Raw genomic sequence first — 2,842 nt, 5'->3', positions numbered from 1 at the left:
GGCCGGAGGTGGGCGCTCCCGGGCCACCCGCCTCCCACCCGCCGGCCCGCGCCGGCCGTACCGCTTCGGGCGTCGCCGGACCCGACCCCTGCAGCACCTCGCGTGAGCGGACCACGCTGGCCCTGCGCGAACGGCTGCCGCTGTGGCTGCAGTTGCGCTGCGGTGTGGAGCTCAGGTCGCTGCTCGCGCTGGCCGTTGTGCTGCTCGTCGCGGTCGGATTCGGCGTGCACCACTTCTGGACCGGGCGCCCGGAGACCGTGCGGGCACCGGAGGCCGAGACCTCACCGGCCGGCTCGGCGGTGAGGGCGCCGGGCGTCGGGACGCACGCGGCCAAGGGCGCGGGAGCGCAGCCGCCACCGGGCAAACGGGTCGTGGTCGATGTGGCGGGCAAGGTGCGCAAGCCCGGGATCTACCGGCTGCCGAGCGGTGCGCGGGTCGCCGACGCGCTCAAGTCGGCGGGTGGTCTGCGTCCCGGTACGGACATCAGCGGCCTCAACCGGGCACGCCGCCTCGTCGACGGCGAACAGATCGTCGCGGGCGGCGCACCGGCCGCGACCGCCGCCGCAACCGGGGGCGGGCCGGGGCCCGGCAGCGGGGGAGCCACGGGCAGCGGAACACCCGGCGGCCTGGTGAGCCTCAGCTCCGCCACGGCGGAGCAGCTGGAGACCCTGCCCGGCGTCGGCCCCGTGCTGGCCCAGCACATCCTGGACTACCGTGACCAGCACGGCGGCTTCACGTCCATCGACCAGCTCCAGGACGTCAACGGCATCGGTGAACGCCGCTTCGCCGACATCAAGCCGAAGGTGAGTCCGTGACCGGGCTGCGTGCCGGTATGCGGCGTCGCTCCCCGGTTCATGCGGCGGCGGCCGGCCCGTTGGGGGCGGCGGACCCACGGCAGGAGGGACCCACCGACCTACGGCTGATTCCACCCGCACTCGCCGCCTGGACGGCAGCGGCGGCGGCGCTCAGCGCACCGGCGGCGGTGGCGGCGGCAGGGGTGGGGCTGTGCGCTCTGGGCGCGGCGACGCTGCTCCTCCTCGCTCTACGCGCTCGCCGACGCCTCCTGCTGGTCACCGCTGCCCTGACACTGCTGTGCGCCACCGCCGGTGGCGGCGTCGCGGCCCTGCACGCCACCGATCTCCGTCGCGGCCCGTTGCCCGGCCTGGCGGAACAACACGCGAGGGCAACCCTTGAGTTGACGGTCACCGGCGACCCGCGTCGACTCCACGCGGGAGTGCGGGGCGCCCAACAGACCCCCGACGCCCTGCTCTTCCGTGCCGAGGCCACCCGGGTGAGCGCGCGGGCTTCCCCCGACGGGCCCGCCGGTCACACCGTACGCACGCCGGCACTCGTCATCGTCCAGCAGCGGAGCGGGCCGCCGAAGCCGGAGTGGCTGCGGCTGCTGCCCTCCACCGGTCTGCGGATCGACGCCCGGCTCGCGGCGCCCGAGCGCACCGGTCCCGGGCAGGACATCGCCGCCGTGGTCAGCGCACGCGTCGACGGGCCGCCGCCCGTGATCCGGAGGCCCACCGCCCTGCAGCGGACCGCGGGCGGCCTGCGCGCCGGGCTGCGCGAGGCGAGCGGCGGGCTCGACGGCGACGCCCGCGGCCTGCTGCCCGGACTGGTCGTCGGCGACACCTCGCGCTTCCCGGCCGGCCTCGACGCGGCGTTCCGCACCACGGACATGACGCACCTGCTGGCCGTCAGCGGCGCGAACCTCACGATCATGCTCGCCGTGCTCATCGGCCCGCCGGGCACCGCCCAGCGGGCCGAGAGGCGCGGGCTCGCCCCGCGACTGGGCATCCCGCTGCGCGGCACCGCTGTACTCGGCGCGCTGCTCACCCTCGCCTTCGTCGTCATCTGCCGCCCCGAACCCAGCGTCATACGGGCAGCTGTCTGCGGGCTGATCACACTGCTCGCCCTCGCCACCGGGCGGCGGCGCTCACTCCTGCCCGCGCTGGCCGCCGCCGTACTGCTGCTCGTGCTCCACGACCCGTGGCTCGCCCTCGACTTCGGATTCCTGCTCTCCGTGCTCGCCACCGGGGCGCTGCTCACCGTCGCTCCGCGCTGGAGCGCGGCGCTGCGTCGCAGGGGCGTGCCGGGGCGCCTCGCGGAAGCCCTCGCCGCCGCTGCCGCCGCGCAGGCGGTGTGCGCGCCGGTGGTGGCGGTGCTCGCCGCGCACGTCAGCCTGGTCGCCGTCCCGTGCAATCTGCTGGCCGAGTTCGCGGTGGCTCCCGCCACCGTGCTGGGTTTCGCCTCGCTGGCGGCAGCGCCCTTGGCGATGCCACTGGCCAAGGCGCTGGCCTGGCTGGCCGGTTGGCCGACCGGCGGCATCGCCGCCCTCGCCCGCGCCGGAGCAGGCCTTCCCGGTGCGGAGATCGACTGGCCCGGCAGCTGGACCGGTGCGTTCCTGCTCGCCCTCCTCATCGGCGTCGCGCTCCTCCTGGGCGCCCGGCTCCAGTTGCTGCGCCACCCGTGGCTCTGCGGGGCGTGCGTGCTGCTCCTGCTGCTGGCCGTCGTCCGCCCCGTGCCGCTGGTACGCCCTCTCACCGGCTGGCCGCCGCCGGAGTGGCGGCTCGTGGCCTGCGACGTCGGGCAGGGCGACGCGCTGGCGCTCGCCACCGGCCAGGACCATACGGCTGTGGTCGTCGACACCGGTCCCGATCCCGTGGCCGTCGACCGCTGCCTGCGCACCCTTGGTGTCACGTCCATTCCGCTGCTCGTGCTGACCCATTTCCACGCCGACCATGTGGCCGGTCTGCCGGGCGCGTTGAAGGGCCGGGCCGTCGGCGCGATCCAGACCACCTCGCTCGACGACCCGCCGGACCAGGCGGAGTTCGTC

At 75.9% G+C, this 2,842-nt stretch carries 2 protein-coding genes; both read left to right on the top strand.

The features are described 5' to 3' along the window. On the top strand, nucleotides 1–815 hold an 815-nt coding region (locus ACRDP3_RS25500; protein ID WP_431519347.1), incomplete at its 5' end, for a helix-hairpin-helix domain-containing protein. A gap of 17 nt (nucleotides 816–832) precedes the next feature. Beyond that, nucleotides 833–2,842: ComEC/Rec2 family competence protein (locus ACRDP3_RS25495; RefSeq protein ID WP_431519348.1), on the top strand; the 2,010-nt coding region annotated here is incomplete at its 3' end.

Source organism: Streptomyces sp. (assembly GCF_050698815.1).
Classification (GTDB): Bacteria; Actinomycetota; Actinomycetes; order Streptomycetales; family Streptomycetaceae; genus Streptomyces.
This window is presented reverse-complemented; position numbering and strand designations above follow the sequence as displayed.